This window comes from Chitinophaga silvisoli (assembly GCF_003412465.1).
In the GTDB taxonomy this organism is placed as follows: Bacteria; Bacteroidota; Bacteroidia; order Chitinophagales; family Chitinophagaceae; genus Chitinophaga; species Chitinophaga silvisoli.
In genome coordinates this window covers 237779-262650 of sequence record NZ_QTJV01000009.1, presented here as the reverse complement: position 1 = coordinate 262650, position 24872 = coordinate 237779, and the positions used below count along the sequence as shown (strand labels likewise).

Genomic DNA, 24872 nt, shown 5'->3' with positions numbered 1-24872 from the left:
ATGAGTGCAATATTCGGGATCATCAATAAAAGCCGCAACCTGCTGCCACCAGGCACAGTTCAACTTATCAGTAAAGTTTTGCAACACAGGGCGATCGACGGAATAGAAGTATGGTCAGCACCATACGTTGCCCTGGCCCAATTCAAATTAGCCATGAATGAGGCAGAACGAAGGCAAAGCATGCCGCTGCTGACTGAAGACCTTGTGATTACTGCAGACATTCGCCTTGATAACAGGCATTACCTGTTGCAGCAAACCGGCGCACCGGCCAACTGTACCGATATCGTATTGCTCCTGCATGCCTGGAAAAAATGGAAGGAAGAATGTGTCACTCACCTGGAAGGTGAGTTCGCCTTCTGCATCTGGAATAAAGTCACGCAACAATGCTTCCTGGCTACAGACCATATTGGTTTCCGTGCACTCTATTATTACGATTCCCCCGAAGTCTTTATATTCTGTAGCGAACAGAAAGGCGTTGAAGCATTCAAACCATCCCCCGCAAGGTTTAACGAAGTAAGCCTGATTGAATACTACTTTCGTCAATCCTGCCCCGCCGCTACCTACGATTCCGACGTTTGGACCTTATGCGGTGGCAATACCCTGGTATTAGCCAATGGCATGATGACCATCCGCAAATACTGGGAACCCATCGGCGGCAGGTATAAATTTAAAAAGGATCAGGACTGGCAGGAATGCCTGCAGGAACTCATTTATGAAGCCGTAAGCAACCGGCTCCGTACCGATAAACCTGTTGGCATCACCCTGAGTGGAGGCCTCGATTCATCAACCATTGCCTGCATCCTTTCCAAAATATTGCAGCAAAAAAACCAGGCACTTTATGCATTTTCTTCCATCCTACCTGAAAAACACCACCCCGAAGAAGATGATGAACGAAGATATATAGAACTGATTGGCAACCATTGCCCGAATCTGATCCAGACATATGTAACAGCTAACTCCTATAGTCCTTTTGATGGCATTGTTGCAGCCTTTGAAAGGGATGAAACATTCCCCAACGTGTTTTACTACATGGACCATGCAATACTGGAAGCTGCAAAGGAAAAACAGGTAGGCCTGCTCTATACCGGCTTCGGCGGAGATCATTGGGTATCATGGAAAGGTAATCCTGTTATCTGCAACCTGGTAAAAAGCGGACACCTGCTCACTGCCTGGAAATTAATCAGGCAGTTCTCTCATAAAGAAAAAAAGAAAATACCCGATATCATCAAAAGAGAAGTAGTTGTGCAGGCAAGGAAAAAGGGAAAACCGGAACCAGTAGAAGCCCCTTTCCTGCAGCATCAGTTTTTCCAGAGATATAAGACAGGATTATCCTTTAACGGAGTAGATGATATCACCGCTCATATGTGTGGCAATCTCCGCAGTGGCAGAACAGGCATATTCCCTGCGATGCTTGCAAAACGCAATGAACGGTTTGGCATGCAAAGCGCCGTTCCATTGCTGGACAAAAAAATCATGGAATTCATGATTGATGTGCCGGCCCACCTGTACGTAAAAGGAGGATACAAAAGAAGTTTTATCCGGCATGCCATGCAGGGCATTGTGCCAGACGAAGTACTGTGGAGAAGAGACAAGGGCATGTATTCCCCCGATTATATTTCCCGTGTACACAAACATGGAGATTACATCCGGGAAATAGGAGCTTCGGATAAACATATCCTGGCATTCCAGCGTTATCTATCCAGGGATGGACTAACATTAAATCACACAAACAGAAAAGACATGGCTATCCTCAGAACAAATCAATCAGTAATAGCCAGCGAAATATTGGCTGAACTGGCCCAAAAAGGATTTTTGATACCCTAATCATTTAAATCAAACAATCATGAACGAACAAACAACCCAAAAACCAGTATGGACAGCACCAGATTTGAAAGTTTACGAAGTAAACGACATTACCCTCGGAGGCGGTGCTGCCGGTTTTGATTTCGGATCAGAGATAAGCGCCTGATTAGAAAGAAAGGACTCATTGCAAAATGAGTCCTTTTTTAATTCCATAATAAGCAGCCTGGTACGCCGGTATAAACATGTCTTCCAGTAGCAGCATATTGACCTGGACGAACTGCCCATCTGCAGCAGCTATCCACAATTGTGTTCCTTCATTGACCACGCTGCCTGGGGGCAAAGTCGTCGTTTGCCCGGTCACTAAACCATCCATGATCTTAATCTGCTGGTTATTCATATTCGCCGCCGCACCCTTATTCCATGGATTACAGGCCCTGATCAGGTTACATATTTCCTTGGCCGGCATCCTGCTCCAGTCAATCTGCACATCCTTTGCCTGGGGGCGCTTTTGATAGGCTCCCTTCCCCTGAGCCGGTACCGGATCCAGTGACTTTCCTGAAAGCACCGCATTTAAAATATAATATACGCCCTCCACCACCAGCTGACTAAAGATCTGGTGCACCAGTGCATAGGTATAATGGGGCTGATCAGCAATCTGCTTCGTCCAAACTACAGTACCTGCATCAAACCTTGAACTTAATACATGGATACTGAGGCATAGCTGTGGCATTCCCATTTTCAACTGCCAGAATACCGGCACCGGTCCCCTGAAAGCGGGAAGCGCCCCTGCATGTATATTAAATACAGGAATAGAAAATTTTGCTACATCCAGTAAAAATGGATAGCCATATACAAACACAATACCGGGTTTTACCTGCTCCAGCCAGTTATATACATCTTCCTGCTGTTGGCCGCATACTAATTGAAAACGTGCTGCAAGTGCCTGCACCTTCTGGTTTACATAAGCATCCTGCCCCTGGGCATAATAGATACACACCTGCAAATTGTTATTTGCAAGTGTGTACGCCAGTGATAGAAACTGATCACTGCTTGTAATAATTCCTATAGTCATACCAGTTATGAGAAGCTGGGGAATATACCCTCCAGCGCGATGATATAATTAATGGTTACATAAGGCATCATATTATCGTGCGGTAATGTGCCGCCCGTAACAGATAAAGTAGCAGCATCAAGGGTCACATTCGGCGCTGTAGGTCCTGATGGCAATGGTAAAGTCGTATACAATTTTACATCAGGGTAGGGGGTAGGAGGTGGAGGAGTACTGGTAGTACCATTTGTATTCGCAAGGAATGCATTGGTAGGATCCCCGGTAGTCGCATTGTCGCTGCTTGCCACCAGGTTGTGGGTATGGGAAGGCATTTGTGAAGAAAGCAGGGTTACATTTGCAACGCCTGATTGTTGCCCAAGGGTATAGGTACTTCCTCCCTGTAGGGTGCCTTGGTGATAACCGATTCGCTGACGCAGATCAGGTAAGGCAAAAGTATTAATGCCATCGCCACCATATGTTGTGCCAATAAGTGCGAACAATGCCTGGTTAACAGAAATCGAAAGCAGGCTGCCATTACAGAATGACCAGCCTACCGGAGCATAATTGCCGGCAAAAATTCTTATCTCTCCAATGTAATTATCCATAAATTATTTTTTGAGGTTATTGGGAAATGCTATTGCCTGGATGGGAAGATGCCACGTGTGGCAATGCAATAATTTACCACCAGGTAGGGCTGCCTGTTTTCATGGGCCTGGTTACTACCTGCAGAACTAATACAAGGGCCCATTTGTGTCAGGGTACCAGGATTCGGGGAATATAAATTGACATTGGCTTTGTTACTGACAGGTGATGTACCTTTTATATTCGGATTCCCTAAGAAGTTGGTAGAAGGGCTACCCAGATCATAAACATTATTGGTGCGCACCAGGTGATTGTGTTGTGGCAACTGGTTAAGGGTCAAGGTTACAGTTTCTGCACCACCCGCCTGACCAATAGGATAATTGGTACCACTCTTACTGGTACCTGTGCCAATAATAGTTCTTCCGTTTAAGTTAGGCAACTGGAAATTAGTGGTGCCGTTTCCGCCATAATAGATGCCGAGCAATGCAAACAAGGCCTGGTTCTGAGCAATAGGTAAGAGTTGTCCGCTGCAGGGTAACCAGCCTATGGGGGCTTGCCCAAAACTAAACGCACGGATCTCTCCGAGATAATTTTCCATAAGATAATTGAATTGGGGTAAAAAAATAATAAATCAGGGGTGTTGTGGAAATATCCCCTCTACACAAATACAATAAGTCATAGCCAGGTTGGGCGACATATTATTGTGTGCCTGAGTTCCGCCACTGAGGCTAATGCTCTGGGGGTTGAGAGCGCTTGTTCCTGCAGTATCAGCATAAGCAATAATACCCTGACTAAGTCCTGAAGAATAGGCATTGGTGAGGTAAGAACCAGATCCCGGAACATTCGTAGCCGCTGATACCTGTGCAGCGCTGGAACGCGTCACGGCTCCGACAAGGTGGTTATGCGCCGGAATAGTGTTGGTCGTAAGTGTAACTGTTTCCGTTCCCCCTGTAATACCTGGAACGTTGTATCCTGACTGTTGCACATTTACGCCGACAGCAGATACGCCTCTTAAATCAGGCAGCATGAAAGTACTTGTGCCGTTTCCCCCAAATTGGGTACCGATAATGGCGAAGAGGGTAGGCTGGGATGAAATTGAAATGGTGCTCCCGTCACATGGAAGCCAACCTGTGGGCACGAAATTAAAGCCAAATGCCCTGATTTCGCCGATGAAACCATCCATAATGTTAATGATTAAATACGTGGTTATAAAAAAGGGTTTCTAAATAAAACGTGGTGTTTGGGATTGAATTATTTTAAGGGATTAAAAAAAAATTAAGATCGTTTACAAACAATTATAACAGTTCGAAGATAGGAAAAGTTTAAAATCTAAAAATTATTTATTCAATCATTGTTAATTTTAAATGCCGGCTACACGACATCCTTTTCCTTCTTCGATGAAGTTACAAAATGACCCTAAACGCAAAAAATATATTTTGAATTATTGGACCTTAATGCTTAAGGGTATATCGCCCTCGTTTGGTCCCGGTAAGCGGCAGGAGTAAGGCCGGTTTCACGTTTGAAAAATCGGTTGAAATAAGAAGTATCCGAAAAGCCAAGATGAAACGAAATGTCCTTCAGTGGATGATCTGTATGGAAGAGCAAGCGCCTTGCTTCCATGATCAAACGATCATGAATATGCTTGATAGCAGGCTTGCCACTTTGACTCTTTATCACATCACTTAAGTGACCCGCAGAAATATTAAGCATTGATGCGTAATCATTCACTTCATGGTATTGCTGATAGAATTCATCAATCTTTGCCTGGAAGCGTTTTAATAATTGCTGTTCATTGCTGAGCTCATCGCCTTTGTATTGGGCTGTATAAAGCCTGCTCAGGTATGTCAGCAACACGGTCAGGTAAGCACTCAGCATCCGCTGCTGCCAGTCCCCCTTTTGCCTGTACTCCGCAATGATCTTTTGTAATAATTCTTCGATGAAAATGATATCAGTGGCCGTTAGCTCCAGCGCATATCCATTATAAGGATTTACGATCAGGGGTAGCTGTAATAAAGCACTGTTGCCATGTAGTGACAGGAACTCTTTTGTAAAGGCAATGCCTGTACTCCACAGTTGTTTGATCTCTTCCTTCACAATCACCTGGTGCGGTCCGAAAAAGTAGACCGTATGTTCCTTCAGTTCAAAAGAATTCATATCAATCCATTGCCGGCTGCCCGCCTTCCGGATAAAGGCGATCAGGTAATGGTCCTTACGGTGAGGGATCAACAATTCCGAGCGGTCAGGAAAATCGCCTTCAAAGTGATAGACCTTAAATTGACCGTTACTCATAAACTCATCCTGCTCTAAAGTATAAACAGGTACTGGCAGCGTATTCATGCCCTAAAATTAAATCTTCCAATGCTGTTTCCGTATATACCCCTCAACTTTTTGTAACTAAAAAGAGGCTGAATCAAAAGTAATCTGAAGACATTGAGAATTACATAAACAAAAATTCTCTCCTTCAGGTACCCGGATTAAATTCCGGGAATTTTACTTTTGATACAACCTCTTTAATTTCATCAGATCAATTTCTCCTGTGGTGATTTTACTGATTCAACCTCTTTAATTTCATCAGATCAATTTTTCCTGTGGTGGTTTTACCCCGGCCAGCCTGAGATAAACCGTGGCCTGACCCCTGTGATGCGTCTGGTGCTCAAACGCTTTCTCAATGGCCTGTTGTTTCGTTAATTCAAATTTCCCAAACAGACTTATCTTGTCATTCAGCTGCGAAGCAGGAATCTTTTGAATGCTCGCAATCGCAAAATCATACCCGTCCATCACCGCTTTGGTAACTGCCGCTTTGGACTTGTCAGTAGATTTTTCTGAATCACCGGGATTTACTGGGCTCTTCTGTCCGCTGGCCGCAGCAATGAAGGCGTAGTTCGCATCTGTAAGGTGTAGAAACTGGTCGGCAAAAGAACGCATCTCTGGGGTAGGTTTCAGCCCGAAATCTTTCTCCGGCATCGCATCCAGGTACTCTTTTGTGTAAGCTTTCGCCCTTTCCCATTCTTTGACGAGCGCTTCGTTTTGCGTCTGTGCTTTGGCAATGCTGGTGGCGCTCAGCAATACCGCAAGGAGGTACATCGTTGCTACTTTCATGAATTACAGGTTTTAGAAACCGAATTTAATCACCTTTTACCATTTCACGCAAAAAGATCTCCTTTACCTTTGCAATCTCCTGCTCGTAGATGCTCTTCTTCCTGGTGCCAAAATAGAGCGTATTTTCATGGATCTTACTGCCTTCCCATATCACCCTTATCTTTTCCTCGTTCAGCTCTTTTTGGGCCAGAAAATCCGGTACTACGGCAATGCCTTCACCTACACTCAGGCAACGTAAGATGGAACAGATATTTGGTACAATATAATTAGGCTTAAAATCCGGGCGCTTGTCAAAATTATTGAACCAGAATCGCCTCAGGTGCTCCATATCTCCCGTCGTACCATACCAGGTTTGCGATTTCAGCCAGTCCTGTATTTCCTGTTTATCGCCCTTTTTTAGCAGTTTTTTAAACCTGCCGGTATTGGTCTTTGCCCCAGCCACCACCACGATCCTTTCCTTGAAAAAAGGCTCGTAACGCAATTGCGGATAATCACCCTTCTGCGGCGTGATAATCAGGTCCAGGATTCCCGCATCCAGGTCACTCAGCATTTCAGGGTACTCCCCGAACTTAATGATCACATTAAAAGGCAAGGTAGGCAGGTACGGCTCCAGCGTAAACTGAAACGTCTCAAAACACATCCCCACACTCACCGTAGGCCGCTCTGCTTCCGTACTGCGATGAAAGTGTTGCTCTGCTACCTCCAGTTTATTCAGGGCCTCGAGAATATAATTGTACAGCAGCTTCCCCCGCTCAGTAGCAATCAGTTTACGGGAACTGCGGTCGAATAACTTATGCCCGACATACGCTTCCAGCGAACTGAGGTGCAGGCTGATCCCCGGCTGCGACACGTATAGCGCTTCTGCAGCGCCTGTGAGACTACCAGTCTCATATATAGTTTTAAAGGTTCGGAACCATTCAAGATTTACCATCTATCAGAATTATGATGCAAAGGTATAATTTATATTATTTTAATAGTAGATAGCCTCGTCCTAGTTTTGCATTGTAAATCGAAAATGACAATGAAAAAGATCTTCGTAATAAATGGCGGACAGGTATTCGGTCACTCCGGCGGCCGCTTTAATAAAACAATAGCAGATGCCACACAGGCATTCTTTGGCGCGAAGGAAGGATATGAAGTACGTTACACCGATATCAACAGTGACTACGTTCCGGAAAAGGAAGTGGAAAACTTCGTCTGGGCAGATACAGTCATCTATCATACACCAGTATGGTGGTTTGGATTACCACATGGGTTCAAGAAGTACCTTGATGTAGTGTTTACTGCCGGCCAGGGCAAAGGCATCTATCGCAGTGATGGCCGTAAAGCAGAAAACCCTGCTGTCAATTACGGTACAGGTGGGATGCTGCAGGGTCGTAAATACCTGCTCACTACCTCCTGGAATGCGCCGGCTACTGCCTTCACCCTGCCTGGTGAATTCTTCCAGGAAAAGTCTGTGGATGAAGGCGTGCTCTTTGGCTTCCATCGCATGAACGCATTTACAGGTATGACTCCCCTGGAGAGCCTGCACTTTCATGACGTAGAGAAGAATGCAGATATCAATACAGATCTGAACAGGTATAACGCACACCTGGAAAAAGTATTTAAAAACTAAAATTTTATGGTGGCTGCTGGCTTTTAGAAATGATGTGTATATTTCTGAAAGTTAGTAGCCCATTTACTTTTGAATACCACCTCTTTATTTTCCCAGGATAATAAATATTTACCAGCGTTTATTTAAAATTTACCAAAATACCTGCCACACTATCCGGAATTTTGTTGAAAATTAATCAACAATGCAAACCGATCCCAACAGCCTCATGCGGGCCATCCTGAAAGTTAAGCGCAGGGAACAACTAAGCCCTCATTACATCCGCATCATCCTTACTGGCGATGATATCCTGATCTACCAGCAAGCCGAAACCGGCGACAACAACAAGATCATCCTCCCAAAAAATAAATCAGTACGTATTGAATTACCAGATATGGCTACACGCGGCCTGTTTGATTATCCTAACCAGGTGATAAGAACCTATACCATGCGCTCATTCAATGCAGAAAAAGGGGAGATGGCGATTGACTTCGTTGTACATGAAAACCCCGGACCTGCTGCTGCATGGGCGATGAATGCCGCACCTGGCGATGAACTGGGTGTGCTGATGAAAGCAGGCAGGAAAAAATTAATGAAGCCTGCCGATGAATATTATTTCTTTGGAGATCATAGTGCATTGCCTGTGATTAGTGCCTTGCTGGAGAAATTAGATCCCGCTGCAAAAGGGCATGCCTATATAGAAGTGCATGAGAAAGCCGATGTATTACCATTAAATAAACCTGCTGCTATTGGTGTGACCTGGTTGTTTAATGCCCATCCCGGTGAGCGTTCCAATTTACCGGCGGCATTTGATACTATTGCTGACAAGTTGAACACAGGTGCATATCTCTATACTTTTGCAGAACACAAAGCAGTCAATGAAATACAGGATAAACTCCGTAAGCACCACGGTATAAAGCGGGAAAACTGGCAGGCTTATGCTTACTGGAAACACGGGGAAACAGAGGACCGGTCTATGATGGAGCGCTCAGCAACGATGAAAAGTTAGATCCCCTGTTCTCTGTAAAATTGTCATTCCGGAACCACCGTCCATTACGATAACGCCGCTTTCTTATAGGCCGTAGGACTCATCTGGTAAAACTTCTTAAACGTTTTCAGGAAATGGCTTTCATCCGTAAACCCAAAGTCATGGCTGATCACTGAAATCGGAACATCATTCTTCCTGATCATGCGCCCTATCATCACCATCCTGCACTCATTGATATATGCCTTCAATGACTGCCCCATATGCCGCTTAAAATAGGTGCCGATATAAGTAACGGGAATGTTGAACAACGCCGACATGTGCTGTGAAGTCAGCAGCAATGGCTGCTTCATATGCTTATGGATATGCTTGACCATCTGGTCTACAATAAGTTTGTCAGAATTAGGATAACGCCTGTCAGTAAGATTCCGTTCCATGATCACAATAAGGGAAACCAGCTGGTGCAGGATGAGTTGTTCATTCAGCATCGTCTGGTCTTTCATGGCTTCCAGCGCATTGAAGATATGGGTCACAATCACCTTGTCTTCAGTGCTCAAAGAAATGAATGCATTCAGTGGCGATTTGGCACTGGCCATGACTACGCCGTCAATATCCCATTTGTTGACATAGGTCTTCAGGAGAGAGCGCAGGTCATCACTGTATTTGATCAGGGTCGCTTTAGCTGCACGGGGAATAACGAAGGAATGTGGCTCACCTGGCGCAATAAAAAAGAGGTCTCCTTTTTGGAAAGAAACCTCCTGGTTGCGGAATATATGTTTGCCTGTTCCGGACCGGATCAGGAAGAATTCATGATAGGTGTGGCTATGAGTAGTATATGCTTCTGTCAGGATTTCCCTTGTCTCAATGATTACCGGTTCAAATTGCCTGTACTTGATCATGCCTGCAAGTTACATAACAATGAGAAAGGAAATGTCAAAAACAGGGCTTATCCTCGGCGCTTCAAAAACAGGGTTGATCCTCAGCCCTTCAAAAACGTTAAAATCAGCTTCGCCGCTATTTCCGGCTGCTCACCTGACAAATGCCTTTGCGTTACCTCTCCGAGATAGCCTCCATGCCCGCCCGGCAGGATCGCCAGCTGTGCATTCGGAAATAACCTGAACATCTCCACAAAGTGCTCCGGGGTCATTACATCCTGGTCCCCTCCAATAATCAGGGTAGGCACCGTAATATTCCGCAGCATCTCATCCGGCCAGTCTGTAAATGCTATCATCCTGTCCCGGTCACGATTATGCATGATCTCCAGCGCAGCACGATCATTATTGATCGCCAGGTATGCCTCCTGCAGTCCCATGGGCATATTCGCCAGACTTGCCGTATTCATAAAATCAAAGAATCCTTTAAACAGGCCCTCCCTTTTGAAAAATGAGGATGCTATCACCAGTTTTTTAACCAGCTGCGGATGGCGTGCTGCCAATTGCATCGCGGTATTCCCGCCATTGCTAAAGCCCAGGATCTCCGCCTGCGGGATCTTTAAAAATGCCAGCAATGCAGCTACATCATCAGCATCCTGCTCAAAAGAAGTAGGTGTACCCCTGTCTTTAGTATGCCCGTGTGCCTGCAGCTCCATGGCAATAATCTGCCTGTCAGCCGCCAGCAGGGGTATGAAATAACCAAAATTGCTTTCAATAGTCGATCCACCGCCGTGAATCAAAACCAGCGGCTCTCCACTGCCATAAATTTCGTAATAGAGGTCTAAACCATTGGCGGGCGCGTACCCGGAAGTAGTAGCTTGCATAACGGGGGAATTGGGTGTAGGGCTCAATATAGGATAAATCTCTTAATCCAGGTGCTTCGTACAATTGTACAGGTCGCAGGACCATTTTGTATCTTCCACTACAAACCTTGATACCCCTGTATTCTGCAGGTGTTCGGTCAACACAAAATCCGGTGTCAGGTGGCGGAGCATGTGACGGATAAAGCTTCCATGACTCACAATGAGAATCTGTTTGCCGGCATGTTCTTCCAGCAGGTCCTTCATAAAGGAGACCCCTCTTTCATGTACTGCATCAGGGGCTTCAATGCCCAGGTCCAGTTGTCGCCAGTCAGGTCCCCATTTGGCTATCCTGTCTTCTTCCACCGTGCCTTCTGTCAGGCCCCCGGAAACTTCCCGGAGTCTTTCGTCTGTCAATACAGGAGAAAGGCCGATGGCTTCCGCAATGATTTCCCCGGTCTTTTTAGCCCTGGACAGGTGGCTGGTGAAAATAAGGTCCCAGCCTTGTTCAGTGGCCAGTTTAGCTCCCAGTTTCCGGGCCTGTTCGATACCTTCTTCATCCAGCGGTATATCTGTGCTGCCCTGCATTCTGCCTTGCTTGTTCCATGAAGTACTCCCGTGTCGGATGATCGTGATACGTGTCATAGGTCCTTATTGTTGATAGGACACAAATGTAATCAAGGAGGGGGGCTTTTACAATAGGGGGCGTTCAGAATCAGCTGAAGGCGTATTGGGTGATAATTTATCAGGACTCATTTCATAAATGAGTATTTATAATTAATATTAATAGTCAATGATTGAGGCGTAATAATGAAATGAGTATTAAGAGGAAAGTGGCTTTTACAACAATTCCGCTTCGCTGATCAGGTTATTCTTCAAGGCAAACACCACCACACCCGCCGTATTCTTCACATTCATCTTCTCCAGGATCCTTGTACGATGCCCTTCCACCGTTCTTTTACTCAAAAAGATTTTCTCCCCGATCTGCTGCGCCGTGTACTGCAGGCAAATCAGCCTGATAATCTCTTTTTCCCTGTCTGTAAAAGTTATCGGTGGTGCATCACGGTAAGGGTTGAACCTACTTTTTACAATCATTGCCGCCAGCTTGGAACTCGTCTGCCTGCAATAAAAAATCTTATCATCAAAAACACTGGTAATCGCTTCAATAATCTCCTGTTTGTCAGCATTTTTAAGCAGGTAACCTTTGGCTCCTGCTTCCAGCATTTCCACAATCAGCTCTTCTTCGTCAAACATAGAAAGGGCAATAATCCTGACATGGGGATAGCGTTGCAATAAAGTGCGGGTAGCGGTAATACCATCCATCAGGGGCATCTTCAGGTCAGTCATGACCACATCCACTTCCGTTGTTGCCAATAGTTCCAGCAATTCCCTGCCATCGCCTGCCTGACCTACCAGATTAATATTGGGTTGTCTGGAAAGCATCAGTGCCAGGCCATCGCGGAATATCTCGTGATCATCGGCTATCACTAATCGGATGTCGTACATGTTAGTTGAATCTTTTGGGGTAATGGTATCGGTATGAGGGTAAAATTACATCATCCTGCGGGAATTTTAATGAAATTGTTCATTCACCATTTCCTCAGCCCCTTATCACTCTTTACCAGGCTTTAATGCATCATGCCTTACTCATCCCACCGGAATCCTGATGAAATAATTAGTTCCTTGTCCCGGTGCCGATTCAATCGACAAGTTCCCATTCAGAATATCCGTCCTGATCGCCAGACTTTTCATCCCTAACCCTGTCGATTCCGCTTTGACCTTTCTCACATCAAATCCTATCCCATTCTCCTTCACCAGCACCAGGAAGAACCCATCCTCCCGGCTCAGTACGATCTGCAACTGTGTCGCTTTAGCATGCTTCAGGGTATTATGCGTAATCTCCTGTATAATCCGGAATACATGAATCTCTTTCTCCGGCGGTATACTGATCTGACCGGAAGTATGAAATCGTATATCCAGTTGCGCTTTCACACTCACCTGCCTGATAAACTCATGCAGCGCATCCGCCAGCCCTTTTCTTTCCAGCGTAGCTGGCAGCAGGTTGTGAGAGATTTGCCGCAAACCCCTGATCACTTCATCAATGTAAGTGCCCGATTTTGCAATCACCATTTTGTCATGCTCATCATTCACCTGGATGCTGTTGATGTTCAACTTGATGGTAGAAAGGAGGGGACCCATACTGTCATGCAGGTCAGCAGCAATACGTTTACGTTCATTTTCCAGGATCGTGATTTCCGCTACAATCCGCTCTCTTTGCAGCTGTATATACCGGCGATGGTAAAGAATAATGGAGACGACAAAAAATATAATAATGACCGCTATCAGCAGTGAAATAAATACGGTCGTATAAAAGATCTTATCATCCATGGGGCAATAGTGATGCTACGCTTCAAAGTGTTTCTTAAAGTAATATGCAGTCTTGACGGGGATAAACAACACAGCGAGCACGTAGATCAAATTTACAAAAGCATTGATATAATTGAACATAAAAACAATCTTCAGTGTCAATATCGTGTCTGATCCCACAAAGAAAGAGGCTTCATAGATGATCTGGTAAATAAAAATGATAATAAACCCCATGCAGATGAGAAAGCGCGAATTGCGCAGGAGGTTCTTGTTGTCCTGTACAATCAGGTAATTGATTTCATTGATGCTAAGCAGCACGGCAATAAAAGCATATGTCACCCTGAAAACGGGACTGAAATTTTCAATCTGTGCAAATAGGAGGTTTTCCGTCACCCAACCCAGCGTGAGACCGGTGACCAGTACGATATAGAGCCGGAATTTCCGCTTGAGAAAACCCCATACATAAAACTGATACAGTACAACCATACATTCTGCCAGCCCATAAAGGTTGAAAGGGATAGCATTGCTGGTGTTCAATACTTCAATGCATATAAAGCTGATAGATTCCGAAATGAAAGCCAGGGCAAGCAAAAGGAGGAAGGGCTGATAGCTCGATACAGTTTTGTTGAAGCGTATCAGCCCTATCACTAATGGAATAATTACAATCTGGCTGACAAAGAATGCACCTAGATTATTCATTTATTTGGGTTGTACGACATCTTTACAAAGTGGAGGACAACGTTGACCGCTTTCCATTGCCTGCAGGTTGCCCTGAGCGTTGGCTGATTGGATCCCCGGTACATTGAGGGCGGTTTCACGGCTTACAAGGGTGGTATGGATATCATTACCTTTGCGATCTACCGGCAGCAGCACCAGCCTTACCTGGCCTTTTTCATCCCTGCCCAGGTAAATGCGGATCCCATCTGCTCCTTTGGCATTGAGCAGGGCAGCAATCGCATCCCGGTTAAACATTTCAGCATCAGGAAGGTTGAAGGCACTATCCAGATAATTGCCCTGCAGGCGTGCCTGCAATTCTTTTTTACCACGCTGAAATCCATTCGTCAGGTTCTCAGCTTCCTGCAGGGAAATCACATGACGGCTGGCGCGCGCTTTATCCAGCGGAATCTTAAAATTGTCGGGGTTCCTGGGGGTACACCTGCTAAAACATAGCAGTAGTAAAACCGGCGTAAAGATACGGATGGATTTGTGGTGCTTCATAAATAAGCGGTTTTATAATGATTGATAATGCAAGCTAGAAGAATGGGGTGATAAAGAAAAGCGTATAAATACCTATGTTACAATGGTAAATATAACTTATTCTACTGACTACAGGCTGTGTCCCCCGGCACCTAAGCCGCCAGGGCGAACGGGTATCTATTTTCTCTCATACATAACCACATTCCCACCAAACCACTTTGCGTTAAAAATAGTTCTATCTGGACCTTATCTCTCAATTTTAACCACTTTACTTTTGCACCCTTACATGCCACAGAAAAAACCATCCAACTTTAGTCCGGAACAGCAGCTTCATAGCCTGGATGCCAGACTTGTATTATCTTTACAGCGGCTCAGCGACATGCTGAAAGCCCTTCAATGGGAGCAGGCGCGTACCCTGGGACTCACCCCCCTTCAGTTACAGATCCTGCTTTTCATAGGCTACCATCCCGCAGAACTGAACAAAGTGGCACACATCGCCACCGAATTACAACTAAGCCGGCCTACCATCAGCGATGCAGTCGCCTCCCTTGTCTCAAAAGGTTTACTGAATATGCAACCTGACAAACGTGACAGACGTAGTTTCTCCATGTCTCCCACGGAAGCCGGCCAGGAACTCCTGTCCAAAGCTGAGGAATATGCAGCACCATTAACTGAAGTGTTGGAAAAACGTCCTGGTTTTGAAAAGAATAATCTCTATCAAACCCTGTTTGCAATGATAGCAGGACTGATGAATAAAGAGAGTGGGGGCTTACAAAGAATGTGCTATACCTGTGCCCACTACCAGGGGAATAAAAAGAGACAGCATAATTGCCTGTTCCTGAATAAGGCACTTACTTCGGCAGAATTACAGATAGACTGTATGTACCATTCTTCCTTGTCATAAAAAAAGAAAAAGGCAGTGACACTGCCTTTTCCGGTTAATCTCCATATCCAAGTATAAGAGGGCGTATCGATATAAAGTTGTACAGGAAGCCAATCTGAACGCATTCCTTCAAACCAAAGGTAGAAGAGGCTTTATCGTTGTAAGATTTTCGCTAACTTATCTAAGCCCTTTACAATCGCATGCTCTTCCAGCGATGCAAATCCAAGTCTTAGCCCTGTCTGCCCGGTAAATTGCGGCGCATAAAAACTATATGGATTTACAATATAGATCCCCGCTGCATACAACTGGGATACCTGAACCGGCTGATGCAGTTGCATCCAGATAGCCAGGCCGCCTTTGGGAACGGTGAAATCCGCAATCCCGTTAAAATTCACTTCCAGGATCCCCGAAAACAATGCCAGTCGCTTTTTGTACGTAGCGTGTGACTGCTGCAGGTACCTCCTGATCTCGCCCTCAGCCATCAGGTTGGCCATCCCTTGTTCCAGCAGGCGATCCCGTTGCTGACTCACCACCATCTGGCACGAAGCCAGTGAATGGATAAACTCAACCGGGCCATACACAAAACTCAGGGGGATAGAAGGCGCTACACTACCGATATACACCACATTGTCTGCATGCGGCATACCAGCTACCGGCAATACCGGTTGTGCATCGAAGTGATAATTATGATCATAATCATCTTCAATGATCATAAATTGATATTGCTCACTCAGTGTCAGCAACTGCTGCCTTCTTGCTGCCGGCAGGGTAGTCGTAGTCGGATACTGGTGATGCGGTGTGATGTACACGGCTTTGAGCGAAGTATGCTGACATACTACTGCCAGTGCCTCTACGTCAATCCCATGTTCATCAACAGGAATATAATGAAGATGAGCGCCCGTGAGCCTGAAAGCATCCCATGCAGGCTGATAGCCCGGATGCTCTACAGCCACATGATCACCCGGGAAGATCAGTGTCTGCGCTACGAGAAACAGGGAATCCTGGTGCCCGTGTGTAACACATATATTCTCAGGTACCGCAGCAAGCCCCCTGTCGTTGTTCAATACCAGGTTAATTTCCTGCAACAGTTGCTCATTGCCCCTTTCGTTGTAATTCTTCAGGTGCGATTTGCTCGTTTGCTGGTGCAGGATCTTCCTCACCTCGCGGGTGAGTTCCGGTATTGGCGAAAGACGTCCATCTGGTTGACCATCGTCGAATACGGTATCGAATGTACCATTATTATAAGGTAAGGGCTGTGGTGGATCAAACTTTCGGAAAGTGATGTCCAGCGCAGGTTTGGCATCTGCCTCAGGGAAACCTGAGGGCACCAGCTCCTGGGGAATGGGATCACTGATCCGTGTACCACTCTTATATTGAGTGGCAATCCAGCCGTCAGCGGCTAAATGCTCATACGCGAGAATGACGGTGTTCCGGTTCACACGTAATTGCTGTGCAAGAACGCGGCTACCTGGTAACTGAGCGCCGGGCAACAGTCGCCCCCGCTTGATTTCGTTAATGATGTAAGATTTGATCTGTTGATAAATCGGAACCTCACTATTCACTGACAATTGTAGATGTACCTGACTATGATGCTTCATGGTTGGCTTAAGGTGTTCTACCATATACGCAGTAGAAAAAGTTACGGTTGTTAACGATTTGTAATTTTGGGGGGCTTTTTAAAAGTTTTTTTCCAGGGCCCAATACCCCCGTGCTTTGCTATAGGTAAGCCCGGGGAGATTGAATACGCTTTTAAAGGGTAAATGAAAGTGATACACAGGCAGCTCCTGTCTTTTGGCAGATTTATCATACTTTTACCTAATGGATGCAGTAATGATAGAGAAAGCAGCAAATGCAATTGCCGATAAACACCGTTTGTCCATACTGCTGGCGGCTTCCAGGCAGCCTGCTATACAGTGTTGTGATATCACAGAGCTGACTGGCTTGTCCCAACCCACGGTTTCCCACCATATTAAGATATTGGTAGACAGCGGTATATTAATATATGATAAGACCGGAAGAAACGTACAATTGACAATTAATAAGGAGATGATGAAGTATCTTTCTACCTTTTTTTCACAATTGAGTTAATGCCTCAGGCCAATAACTTACTTTTTAATGCCTTAAGCCATTAGCTTTCTTGCCAATTAATGCTTTAAACCATTAGCTTTCTTGCCAGTTAATGCCTTAAACCATTAGCTTTCTTGCCAGCTTGCCAATCGTCTTTAACCCGTCTTCCACCGTTTTACTCCATGCATTATTATAACTAATTCTCAGGCAGTTATTGTACCTGTCCTGCAGGGAGAAGATCCGGCCCGGGGCAAAAATGACCTTGTGCTTCAAAGACTGTTCATATAATTCAAAGGCATTGATCTTTGGATTCAGCTCTATCCAGCATACAAATCCCCCGCCAGGGCGGGTTACACAGGTGTCTTCCGGGAAATAATCTGAAATAGCCTGCAGGTGACGCATAAATTGTGTATGCAAGGCCTGCCGCATGCTCCTTAAATGGTACTCATAACGCCCATTCTCCAGAAAACACGCAATGGCAGCACTCGGCAGGGAAGGAGAGGAAATAGCACGGTTACGTTTAATACGTAAAACTTTTTCTTTATATCGCCCCGGCAGGGTCCAGCCCACCCTATATCCCGGGGCCAGTGACTTCGAAAATGAATTGCACAACAGCACTAACCCATTTTTATCAAAGGTTTTACATACACCCGGCCTTTCCTTGCCAAAGTACATATCACCATAAATGTCATCCTCAATCAGCGGTATATCATATTTTTCTAATATCCTTACCAGTTCCTGCTTATGACTATCCGGCATACAGGCCCCAAGAGGATTGGTGAAGTTCGTCACAAAAAGACAAGCCCTGATCTTAAACTTAGGAATCGCCTTATTCAGGTATTCTAAGTCTACACCTGTCAGGGGATGGGTAGGAATCTCCAGCACTTTTAGTCCCAGGTTTTCTGCCAGTTGCAAAGAACCATAGTACGTCGGACTTTCCACGGCAATCGTATCCCCCGGTTGAGTCACCGCCGAAAGACAAAGTGATAAAGCATCAGAGCAACCCGCCGCTATAACAATATCATCTTCCGTCACCGCACCCCCCCAGCCAATAGACATCCGGGCAATTTGCCTGCGCAGGTCCTCATTGCCCTGTAGCGTATCATACATCAGGCCCCCATTGGGCAGTCTATGAATGGCCTGCACCATTGCCTTCGTCATCTTCGCGGTAGGTAACTGCGCTACAGGAAATACCGCAGATGAAAACTTTAAGATTTCCGGATTGGAATTGTGTAAATACATCCGGGAAATCATTTCATGCACCGTTACTTCCGATGGCTTTTTGACAGCCTCCGTTTGCTTCGGTATTTCCGGCATGCGCCGCGGACAAAAGGTGACATAATATCCTGACTTAGGCCTGGATTCAATCATGCCCTTGCTTTCCAGGTGATAATAAGCCTGGAAGGCCGTGCTCATGCTCACGCCTTTTTCTTCACTGAGATTACGCACAGAAGGGAGTTTATCTCCCATTTTCAACACCTGCCTGGTAATGAGTTGCTCTAAATTATCTGCAATCTGCAGGTAAAGATGATCAGCAGTTTTTAGCATGGAAAGAATATTCTGATATGGTCAAATGTACGGAAAATTGAACTGTTTGCTTTTAATCTTTTCAAGTGGATAATAATTGGAAGAATTATTTTGCGCAACTAAAAAATTGCATAATTTAGTGCAACTAAAAAGTTGCTCAAATGGATGAGTTGTTTAAAGGAATTGCCGACCCCCTCAGAAGAGAAGTGCTCGAACTCCTGCGCAAAGCCCCTCTCAATATAAACCAGATCAATGATCACTTCGGTCATATCAGCCGCCAGGCGGTCTCCAAGCACTTGCAGTTATTGGAAGATACCGGCTGGATCCGCATTTACCAGGCAGGCCGCGAGCGCTACGGCTATCTCAGCAAATCTGCTTTCTATGCCTTTAAAGACTGGGTGGATGCCTATCTTCAATGGGGAGCGCATTCAATTGATAATGATCACGGGGTATTCCTGGACGATACTGCATACAAAAAGGGAATGCCCCTGACGCAGCCCGTTATGCTGCAGGCCCTGCTCAGTAAGGATAAAACCTTTGACGGGGTATTTTATACGGCTGTAAAAACCACGGGCATCTTCTGCAAACCTTCCTGTTCTGCCAATCCCAGGCCGGACAATGTGATCTTTTATGATAATAAGGACGATGCACTGAAGAATGGTTACAGGGCCTGTAAGCGATGTAAGCCATAGCATCACGATGGGCAGCCATTATTTGCCGAAGTACTCAATAATAATAGAACGCGCTGATGAAATTTACCATACCAGTTACCGATCACGCTAATTTTTCCTTCGATGAATGCCTCGTTTTCCTCAGTCGTTCTGATAAGGAATGCCTGCATGAAGTAGAAGGTAATACCCTCCGCAAAGTAATTGTGGTGAACAATACCCCTGTGCTCACTACGATCACAGATGCTCCCAAAAAACAGGGTTTGCAGGTAACAACCAACACAGCCGCAGATCCTGCCTGTCTTAAGAACTACATCAGCCATTGGCTGCACCTCGATGCAGACCTCAATGAGTTTTACACCTTCGCAAAAAAGGATAAAATTCTCTCGCCCCTTATTCAGCAATACAAAGGCCTCCGGCTCATCGGCATTCCCGAACTGTTCGAAGCCCTCACCTGGACCATCACCGGACAACAAATCAATCTCTCTTTTGCATATACACTCAAACAACGTTTGATCCATGCTTACGGAGATGCTATTACCTCCCTCGGCAAAACCTACTACGTATATCCACAGCCGGCTACCATTGCTGCACTGGAACCTGCCGCACTCACTGACATGCAGTTCTCCCGCAGCAAGGCTGATTACATCATCTCTATCGCAAAGGCAATGGCCGAAGAACGCCTTAGTCTTACACAGTTGCAATCACTCGATTACACCGCCGCCCGCGAATACCTCATCTCCTTCAAAGGAATTGGTAACTGGTCGGCCAATTACGTACTGATGAAATTCAGCCGTTACTGGCAAGCCTTGCCACTGGAAGATGCCGGACTACACAATGCATTGAAACAACAATTGCAACTGGCCGTAAAGCCTTCACTGGCTGAGATAAAGGAATATACACAGCACTGGCAGCAGCATGCTGCTTATGCTACCTTTTATTTATGGAGATCCTTACAGCAGTAAATCAATCTTATTCAAAAACGCTATTAACCAATATGGAACAGTACCACTACTTTACCCCGACACCCGTAGGCAGTCTGCTCATCGCTGGAACAGATACAACCATCAATGCACTCAGCATCCGGGACAATGATAAAACCGATCTGCCTTTGCTACACAAGACGGAACTACCCGATGTATTCCTGCAATGTGTAGCTGAAACGGAAGCCTACTTTGCGGGCAGTCTTCGCAATTTCACAATTCCGGTTGCACAGGTGGGAACAGCCTTCCAGCAGTCCGTGTGGGACAAATTGCTCACTATTCCTTACGGGCAGACCACTACTTACTTACAGCTGGCAAAAGACCTGAATAATCCAAAGGCGATTCGTGCGGTAGGTACCACGAACGGGCGTAACCAGCTGTGGGTGGTAGTGCCTTGTCACAGGGTGATCGGGAGCGATGGAACATTGACCGGGTATGCGGGAGGCCTTTGGCGGAAGAAGTGGTTGTTGGAACATGAAATGAAATACAGGTTTGGACAACAGGGGCAGTTGTTCTAACAGGACAGCGGCTTCTTTTTTTTAAAATATAAAACCCTTCAGATTCGGCTTACCATCAACCTTTTTTTCTAAAATAAAGCCCTTCAGATCCGGGTAACAATCAACCATTTTACCCGGTTGTAATGACCCCTTATCCATCTGATCTGGTCGAAATTCGGAAAACTGAATCTGTTTTTTATTGTCTTTTTATTTCATTTTTGTGGTCTCAAACCTACCGCCATGAATGAAACACTCTTTCAGGACCTCCAGCAAATGGATCAACTGCTCCAACAGACCAAAGATATCAGCTCGGCCTTCCTGGCCGGTATAGACAAATTGCCCGTCGATGTGGCGAAAGGTGCCTTTACGCCATTATCCCTGCCCAAACAGGGTGTCGGTGCTTCCCAGGCGCTGAACATCTTCAAAACCCGCTACGAACACATGCTCGCCGGCAACGCCGGTGCACGTTACTGGGGCTTCGTGACCGGTGGCGCTACACCTGCAGCCATCGCCGGTGACTGGTTAACATCCGTATATGACATGAATGCCGCCAACAAAGACGGCGCATCTTTCTATATAGAAGGAGAAACCATTTCTTTTCTCCGTCAACTCTTCGGTTTGCCGGATGCATATACCGGCGTATTCACTTCCGGTGCCACCATGTCCAATTTTTCAGGCCTCGCTATCGCCCGCCAGTGGCTGGGCAACAGGTATGGTACAGACGTGGCGCAGGAAGGCATCGCCGCATTGCCCGGTATAAAAATTCTTTCCTGTACCCCACACTCCAGTACCGTGAAATCTATGGCCATGCTGGGCATAGGCCGCAACGCGCTGGTAAAGATTCCTTCCCTGCCCGGCAGGGAATCAGTAGATCTTACCGCACTCACCGCCTACCTCGAAGCTCACACCGGGGAACCTTTGATCTTCGTTGCTGCCGCAGGTACAGTGAATACGGTGGACTTCGATGACCTGCAATCACTTGCAGTACTCAAACAGCAATATGGTTTCTACCTCCATGTAGACGCTGCCTTCGGTGGATTTGCCGCCTGCCATCCTGCGTATCGCAATTTATTGCAGGGCTGGGAAGTGGCAGACAGCATCACCATCGATGCACACAAATGGCTGAACGTACCTTACGATTCCGCTATGATCTTTACCCGTCATCCCAAACTGCAAATGGCCGCTTTCAGAAATGTAGGTGCCAGCTACCTGCCTGACCCCGATGAGTTTTTTGTATATAGCAATTATACGCCTGAAAACTCCCGCCGCCTGAGAGCTTTGCCGGCATGGCATACCCTCATGGCGTATGGTGCAAATGGCTATGCGGATATAGTAGAGAATAATGTGCGGCTTACGAAGAAACTGGGTGCATTGATTGAAGCCAGCGATACTTTCCGTTTATTGGCGCCTGTAAACCTTTGTGTAGCATGCTTTACACTCAATGTACCTGCCGGGGAGCTGCCGGCGGCTATAAAGCAATTCCTGCAAACCATGAATGAAAACGGGAAGGTGGTGATGACACCTACGGTTTACCAGGGAATACCCGGTATCCGGGCAGCTTTGGTGAACTGGCGTACAACAGCGGAAGATGTGGATCTGGTGTGGGAGGAGATGTCGCAGCTCATTTCAGTCCATTAACGCAGGATTACATTTATTGAATGCCTTTTCTACCAGGCCATAATATTATTAACAGAAATCTTCCGACAATCTCAACCCATAAGGGCAATAACCGCTTTAATCTGATTTCAAAACATCGCACACAATGAAAAAGTCTAACACAAACGCCTATATTGCCCTGGCCATGGTCAGTTTTTTCTGGGGTACCACCTACCTCGCATCCAGCGTAGGCGTTCGGCACATGCACGGTCTTATGCTGGCAGGCCTTCGCCAAACCGCAGCCGGCATCATCCTCATCAGCTATTTCCTGCTCAAAGGATACCGCCTGCCCGACAAGATTGTGCTTTCCCGCCTATTCGTAATAGGTGTCATGATGCTCTGCCTCAGCAACGGCCTCATTACCTGGGCCATGCAATATATTCCCAGCGGACTCTGTGCCATCGTCGTAGCCACCGTACCCATCTGGATTACCATCTTCAGTTATTTTATGGTACAGCGTACCCGCCTGTCACCCTTATTAATCATTGGGATGATCATCGGGTTACTGGGGGTAGCGGGCATCTTTTATAACTACCTCTCAAGTCTTACCAACCCGGCGTTCAGACTCGGGATCTTCCTGACCCTCATCGCCTGCATCAGCTGGGCCATTGGTTCTGTACTCACCGCCCGCTGGGCATTAAAAGTAAACTTCCTCTATGGTGCAGGATTCCAGATGTTCTTCAGCGGCATCGTTATGCTCATCACAGTGTCACTCATGGGGTATAGCATTTCAGCATCATCCATGAACATTGAGTTGTGGGAAAGCCTCCTGTACCTGGTCTTTATCGGCTCTATCGTAGGTTATTCATCCTATGTCTTTGCCCTCAATAACCTGCCTACCTCACTGGCATCAGTATACGCTTATATCAATCCGATCGTAGCCGTTACACTGGGCTGGCTGATCTTAAAAGAACAACTCAACTGGACAACCGCCTTATCCTGCCTCGTTACCCTGGCCGGTGTCTATATGGTAAATGTATCCGTCAATAAAAATAAAAGGAAGTATGAACACAGCAATTGATACAATCCGGCTGATAGGCTGTGAGCCTGCCCTCTTACCACACTTTGAGAGACTGAACAGGCATTGGATAGAAAAGTATTTCACTTTCGAGCCTGCGGATGCTGAGTCTCTGCAACAGGCAGATAAGTATATACTGGGTAAAGGCGGTACAATCATCTTTGCGGCAGCAGGAGATGAAATAGTGGGAACTGTCGCCCTGAAACCCATAGATGCAGCAACTACGGAAATGACGAAACTGGCAGTGGATGAAAAGTTTCAGGGGTACAAGATAGGTTGGCAGCTGGTAAAAGAAATAATGCGCCTGGCTGAAGAACAGGGATATAAAAAAGTAGTGTTATATTCCAATACGATCCTGGTACCTGCGTTAAATATGTATGAAAAATTCGGCTTCAGGGAAATTCCTGTAGAAGAGGGGAGATACCAACGCAGCAACATTAAGATGGAATATACCTTTGGTAAAGAAAGCCCGCAGTATGCAGTGGCCACGGAGCTGGCAAGCCTTGTCACCGGCTGGGAACAGCTGCTCTCAGGCATTAGCGACCGGGAAGCGGCAGTGCGCTTAAGGAGAGGTAAATGGAGTATAAAAGAAATATTGGGACACCTGGTCGATTCAGCAATTAATAATAACGTTCGGATAATACGCGCGCAACAGATATCTTTGTTGGAAATTCCGGGATATGATCAGGAATTTTGGACAAAGGGACAGGCATGGCAGTTCATGAACTGGCAGAATTTAATTAAATTGTGGTCCGTTTTTAATCAGCACCTTGTACTAACGATACGGACTATACCAACAGAAGTCTTGCAGCATACAGTTAAAGTAAACGAAAACGAGCCGGTGACACTGCGTTACCTGATCGAAGATTATCTAATACATATGAAGCACCACTTATCGCAAATAAACGAATTATTCAATCTGAAAAAAGATACGATTTAGATTTAGGTATGATGATCAAAGGTATTTACCGCCGTTCATCTGGTTGACATCGTCCCGCCTTTGCGCGGGACGTTTTTTTTATAACCGGAACTCATTTCATAATTACCCCTCAACCCTGACTATCAATTATAACCACCTATCTGTGAAATGAGTGCTACCTACTCTCTCATTTTCATGCATGCAATGCCGCTTTTCTCCATTCGTTCCCTTTAATCAGCCCCCGTCCTTT

Annotated in this window: 28 protein-coding genes; 12 read left to right on the top strand and 16 right to left on the bottom strand. The window is 45.9% G+C overall.

All coding sequences use genetic code 11. From position 1 onward, the window contains the following. Window positions 1-1824, top strand: coding sequence for an asparagine synthase-related protein (locus DXN04_RS22820; protein WP_116855718.1), 1824 nt, complete (start codon window positions 1-3; stop codon window positions 1822-1824). A gap of 19 nt (window positions 1825-1843) precedes the next feature. Next, window positions 1844-1969 carry a hypothetical protein gene (locus DXN04_RS35645; protein WP_262512515.1) on the top strand — a complete coding sequence of 42 codons (126 nt, stop codon included), beginning with the start codon at window positions 1844-1846 and terminating at the stop codon, window positions 1967-1969. A gap of 15 nt (window positions 1970-1984) precedes the next feature. On the opposite strand, the gene DXN04_RS22815 is transcribed toward DXN04_RS35645, so the two are convergent. The 7 genes from DXN04_RS22815 to DXN04_RS22785 form a co-directional block, all read right to left on the bottom strand. After that, window positions 1985-2875, bottom strand: a complete 891-nt coding sequence (locus DXN04_RS22815) for a methionyl-tRNA formyltransferase (protein ID WP_116855717.1) — start codon at window positions 2873-2875, stop codon at window positions 1985-1987. 5 nt (window positions 2876-2880) lie between these two features. Further along, on the bottom strand, window positions 2881-3456 hold the full coding sequence (locus DXN04_RS22810; RefSeq protein WP_116855716.1) for a phage tail protein: 576 nt from the start codon (window positions 3454-3456) through the stop codon (window positions 2881-2883). A gap of 29 nt (window positions 3457-3485) precedes the next feature. Further along, a complete protein-coding gene (locus DXN04_RS22805) occupies window positions 3486-4031 on the bottom strand; it encodes a phage tail protein (protein WP_116855715.1) in 546 nt (181 codons plus the stop codon). A 33-nt stretch (window positions 4032-4064) separates the two neighbouring features. Continuing rightward, a complete protein-coding gene (locus tag DXN04_RS22800; protein WP_116855714.1) occupies window positions 4065-4616 on the bottom strand; it encodes a phage tail protein in 552 nt (183 codons plus the stop codon). Between the two features lie 275 nt (window positions 4617-4891). Continuing rightward, a complete protein-coding gene (locus DXN04_RS22795; RefSeq protein WP_116855713.1) occupies window positions 4892-5770 on the bottom strand; it encodes an AraC family transcriptional regulator in 879 nt (292 codons plus the stop codon). A 234-nt stretch (window positions 5771-6004) separates the two neighbouring features. Beyond that, complete coding sequence (locus tag DXN04_RS22790; protein ID WP_116855712.1) at window positions 6005-6532, bottom strand: DinB family protein; 528 nt, start codon at window positions 6530-6532, stop codon at window positions 6005-6007. A gap of 25 nt (window positions 6533-6557) precedes the next feature. Beyond that, window positions 6558-7463 (bottom strand): LysR family transcriptional regulator, encoded by a 906-nt coding sequence (locus DXN04_RS22785; RefSeq protein ID WP_116855711.1) that lies wholly within the window; start codon window positions 7461-7463, stop codon window positions 6558-6560. A 90-nt stretch (window positions 7464-7553) separates the two neighbouring features. Between DXN04_RS22785 and DXN04_RS22780 the strand changes: the two genes are divergently transcribed. Both DXN04_RS22780 and DXN04_RS22775 read left to right on the top strand, forming a co-directional pair. After that, window positions 7554-8147: an NAD(P)H-dependent oxidoreductase gene (locus DXN04_RS22780; protein ID WP_116855710.1), complete on the top strand. Its 594-nt coding sequence runs from the start codon at window positions 7554-7556 to the stop codon at window positions 8145-8147. 181 nt (window positions 8148-8328) lie between these two features. Next, window positions 8329-9132 (top strand): siderophore-interacting protein, encoded by an 804-nt coding sequence (locus tag DXN04_RS22775; RefSeq protein ID WP_116855709.1) that lies wholly within the window; start codon window positions 8329-8331, stop codon window positions 9130-9132. A gap of 44 nt (window positions 9133-9176) precedes the next feature. Here DXN04_RS22775 and DXN04_RS22770 read toward each other — a convergent pair whose 3' ends face one another. From DXN04_RS22770 to DXN04_RS22740, 7 genes are all read right to left on the bottom strand, one after another. After that, window positions 9177-10007 carry an AraC family transcriptional regulator gene (locus tag DXN04_RS22770; RefSeq protein ID WP_116855708.1) on the bottom strand — a complete coding sequence of 277 codons (831 nt, stop codon included), beginning with the start codon at window positions 10005-10007 and terminating at the stop codon, window positions 9177-9179. A gap of 80 nt (window positions 10008-10087) precedes the next feature. After that, entirely contained in the window at window positions 10088-10864 is a 777-nt protein-coding gene (locus DXN04_RS22765; protein ID WP_116855707.1) for an alpha/beta fold hydrolase, read from the bottom strand. Between the two features lie 42 nt (window positions 10865-10906). Then, window positions 10907-11485: a histidine phosphatase family protein gene (locus DXN04_RS22760; protein WP_116855706.1), complete on the bottom strand. Its 579-nt coding sequence runs from the start codon at window positions 11483-11485 to the stop codon at window positions 10907-10909. A 195-nt stretch (window positions 11486-11680) separates the two neighbouring features. Next, window positions 11681-12346, bottom strand: a complete 666-nt coding sequence (locus DXN04_RS22755) for a response regulator transcription factor (RefSeq protein WP_116855705.1) — start codon at window positions 12344-12346, stop codon at window positions 11681-11683. Window positions 12347-12487: 141 nt separating this feature from the next. Further along, complete coding sequence (locus DXN04_RS22750) at window positions 12488-13228, bottom strand: sensor histidine kinase (protein WP_116855704.1); 741 nt, start codon at window positions 13226-13228, stop codon at window positions 12488-12490. 15 nt (window positions 13229-13243) lie between these two features. Then, window positions 13244-13906 carry a hypothetical protein gene (locus DXN04_RS22745; RefSeq protein ID WP_116855703.1) on the bottom strand — a complete coding sequence of 221 codons (663 nt, stop codon included), beginning with the start codon at window positions 13904-13906 and terminating at the stop codon, window positions 13244-13246. Further along, entirely contained in the window at window positions 13907-14425 is a 519-nt protein-coding gene (locus tag DXN04_RS22740) for a hypothetical protein (RefSeq protein ID WP_116855702.1), read from the bottom strand. It lies immediately after the preceding gene. Between the two features lie 265 nt (window positions 14426-14690). Between DXN04_RS22740 and DXN04_RS22735 the strand changes: the two genes are divergently transcribed. Further along, complete coding sequence (locus tag DXN04_RS22735) at window positions 14691-15308, top strand: MarR family winged helix-turn-helix transcriptional regulator (protein WP_158569112.1); 618 nt, start codon at window positions 14691-14693, stop codon at window positions 15306-15308. A gap of 131 nt (window positions 15309-15439) precedes the next feature. Here DXN04_RS22735 and DXN04_RS22730 read toward each other — a convergent pair whose 3' ends face one another. After that, a complete protein-coding gene (locus DXN04_RS22730; RefSeq protein ID WP_158569111.1) occupies window positions 15440-16885 on the bottom strand; it encodes an aminotransferase-like domain-containing protein in 1446 nt (481 codons plus the stop codon). Window positions 16886-17105: 220 nt separating this feature from the next. Between DXN04_RS22730 and DXN04_RS22725 the strand changes: the two genes are divergently transcribed. Beyond that, window positions 17106-17375 (top strand): ArsR/SmtB family transcription factor, encoded by a 270-nt coding sequence (locus DXN04_RS22725; RefSeq protein ID WP_116855699.1) that lies wholly within the window; start codon window positions 17106-17108, stop codon window positions 17373-17375. A gap of 96 nt (window positions 17376-17471) precedes the next feature. On the opposite strand, the gene DXN04_RS22720 is transcribed toward DXN04_RS22725, so the two are convergent. Beyond that, window positions 17472-18902: an aminotransferase-like domain-containing protein gene (locus tag DXN04_RS22720; protein WP_116855698.1), complete on the bottom strand. Its 1431-nt coding sequence runs from the start codon at window positions 18900-18902 to the stop codon at window positions 17472-17474. Between the two features lie 140 nt (window positions 18903-19042). Here DXN04_RS22720 and DXN04_RS22715 point away from each other — a divergent pair, with 140 nt between their 5' ends. The 6 genes from DXN04_RS22715 to DXN04_RS22690 all read left to right on the top strand — a co-directional run bounded on the left by DXN04_RS22715 (window position 19043) and on the right by DXN04_RS22690 (window position 24643). After that, window positions 19043-19573, top strand: a complete 531-nt coding sequence (locus DXN04_RS22715) for an ArsR/SmtB family transcription factor (RefSeq protein WP_116855697.1) — start codon at window positions 19043-19045, stop codon at window positions 19571-19573. A 56-nt stretch (window positions 19574-19629) separates the two neighbouring features. Next, window positions 19630-20514: a DNA-3-methyladenine glycosylase family protein gene (locus DXN04_RS22710; RefSeq protein WP_116855696.1), complete on the top strand. Its 885-nt coding sequence runs from the start codon at window positions 19630-19632 to the stop codon at window positions 20512-20514. Window positions 20515-20546: 32 nt separating this feature from the next. Further along, a complete protein-coding gene (locus DXN04_RS22705) occupies window positions 20547-21050 on the top strand; it encodes a methylated-DNA--[protein]-cysteine S-methyltransferase (RefSeq protein ID WP_116856005.1) in 504 nt (167 codons plus the stop codon). Between the two features lie 219 nt (window positions 21051-21269). Continuing rightward, window positions 21270-22667, top strand: coding sequence for a pyridoxal phosphate-dependent decarboxylase family protein (locus DXN04_RS22700; protein ID WP_116855695.1), 1398 nt, complete (start codon window positions 21270-21272; stop codon window positions 22665-22667). Between the two features lie 124 nt (window positions 22668-22791). After that, window positions 22792-23706 carry an EamA family transporter gene (locus DXN04_RS22695; protein WP_116855694.1) on the top strand — a complete coding sequence of 305 codons (915 nt, stop codon included), beginning with the start codon at window positions 22792-22794 and terminating at the stop codon, window positions 23704-23706. Continuing rightward, complete coding sequence (locus DXN04_RS22690) at window positions 23690-24643, top strand: GNAT family N-acetyltransferase (protein WP_116855693.1); 954 nt, start codon at window positions 23690-23692, stop codon at window positions 24641-24643. Before DXN04_RS22695 ends, DXN04_RS22690 begins: the two co-directional genes overlap by 17 nt. The last annotated feature ends 229 nt before the right edge of the window (window positions 24644-24872 follow it).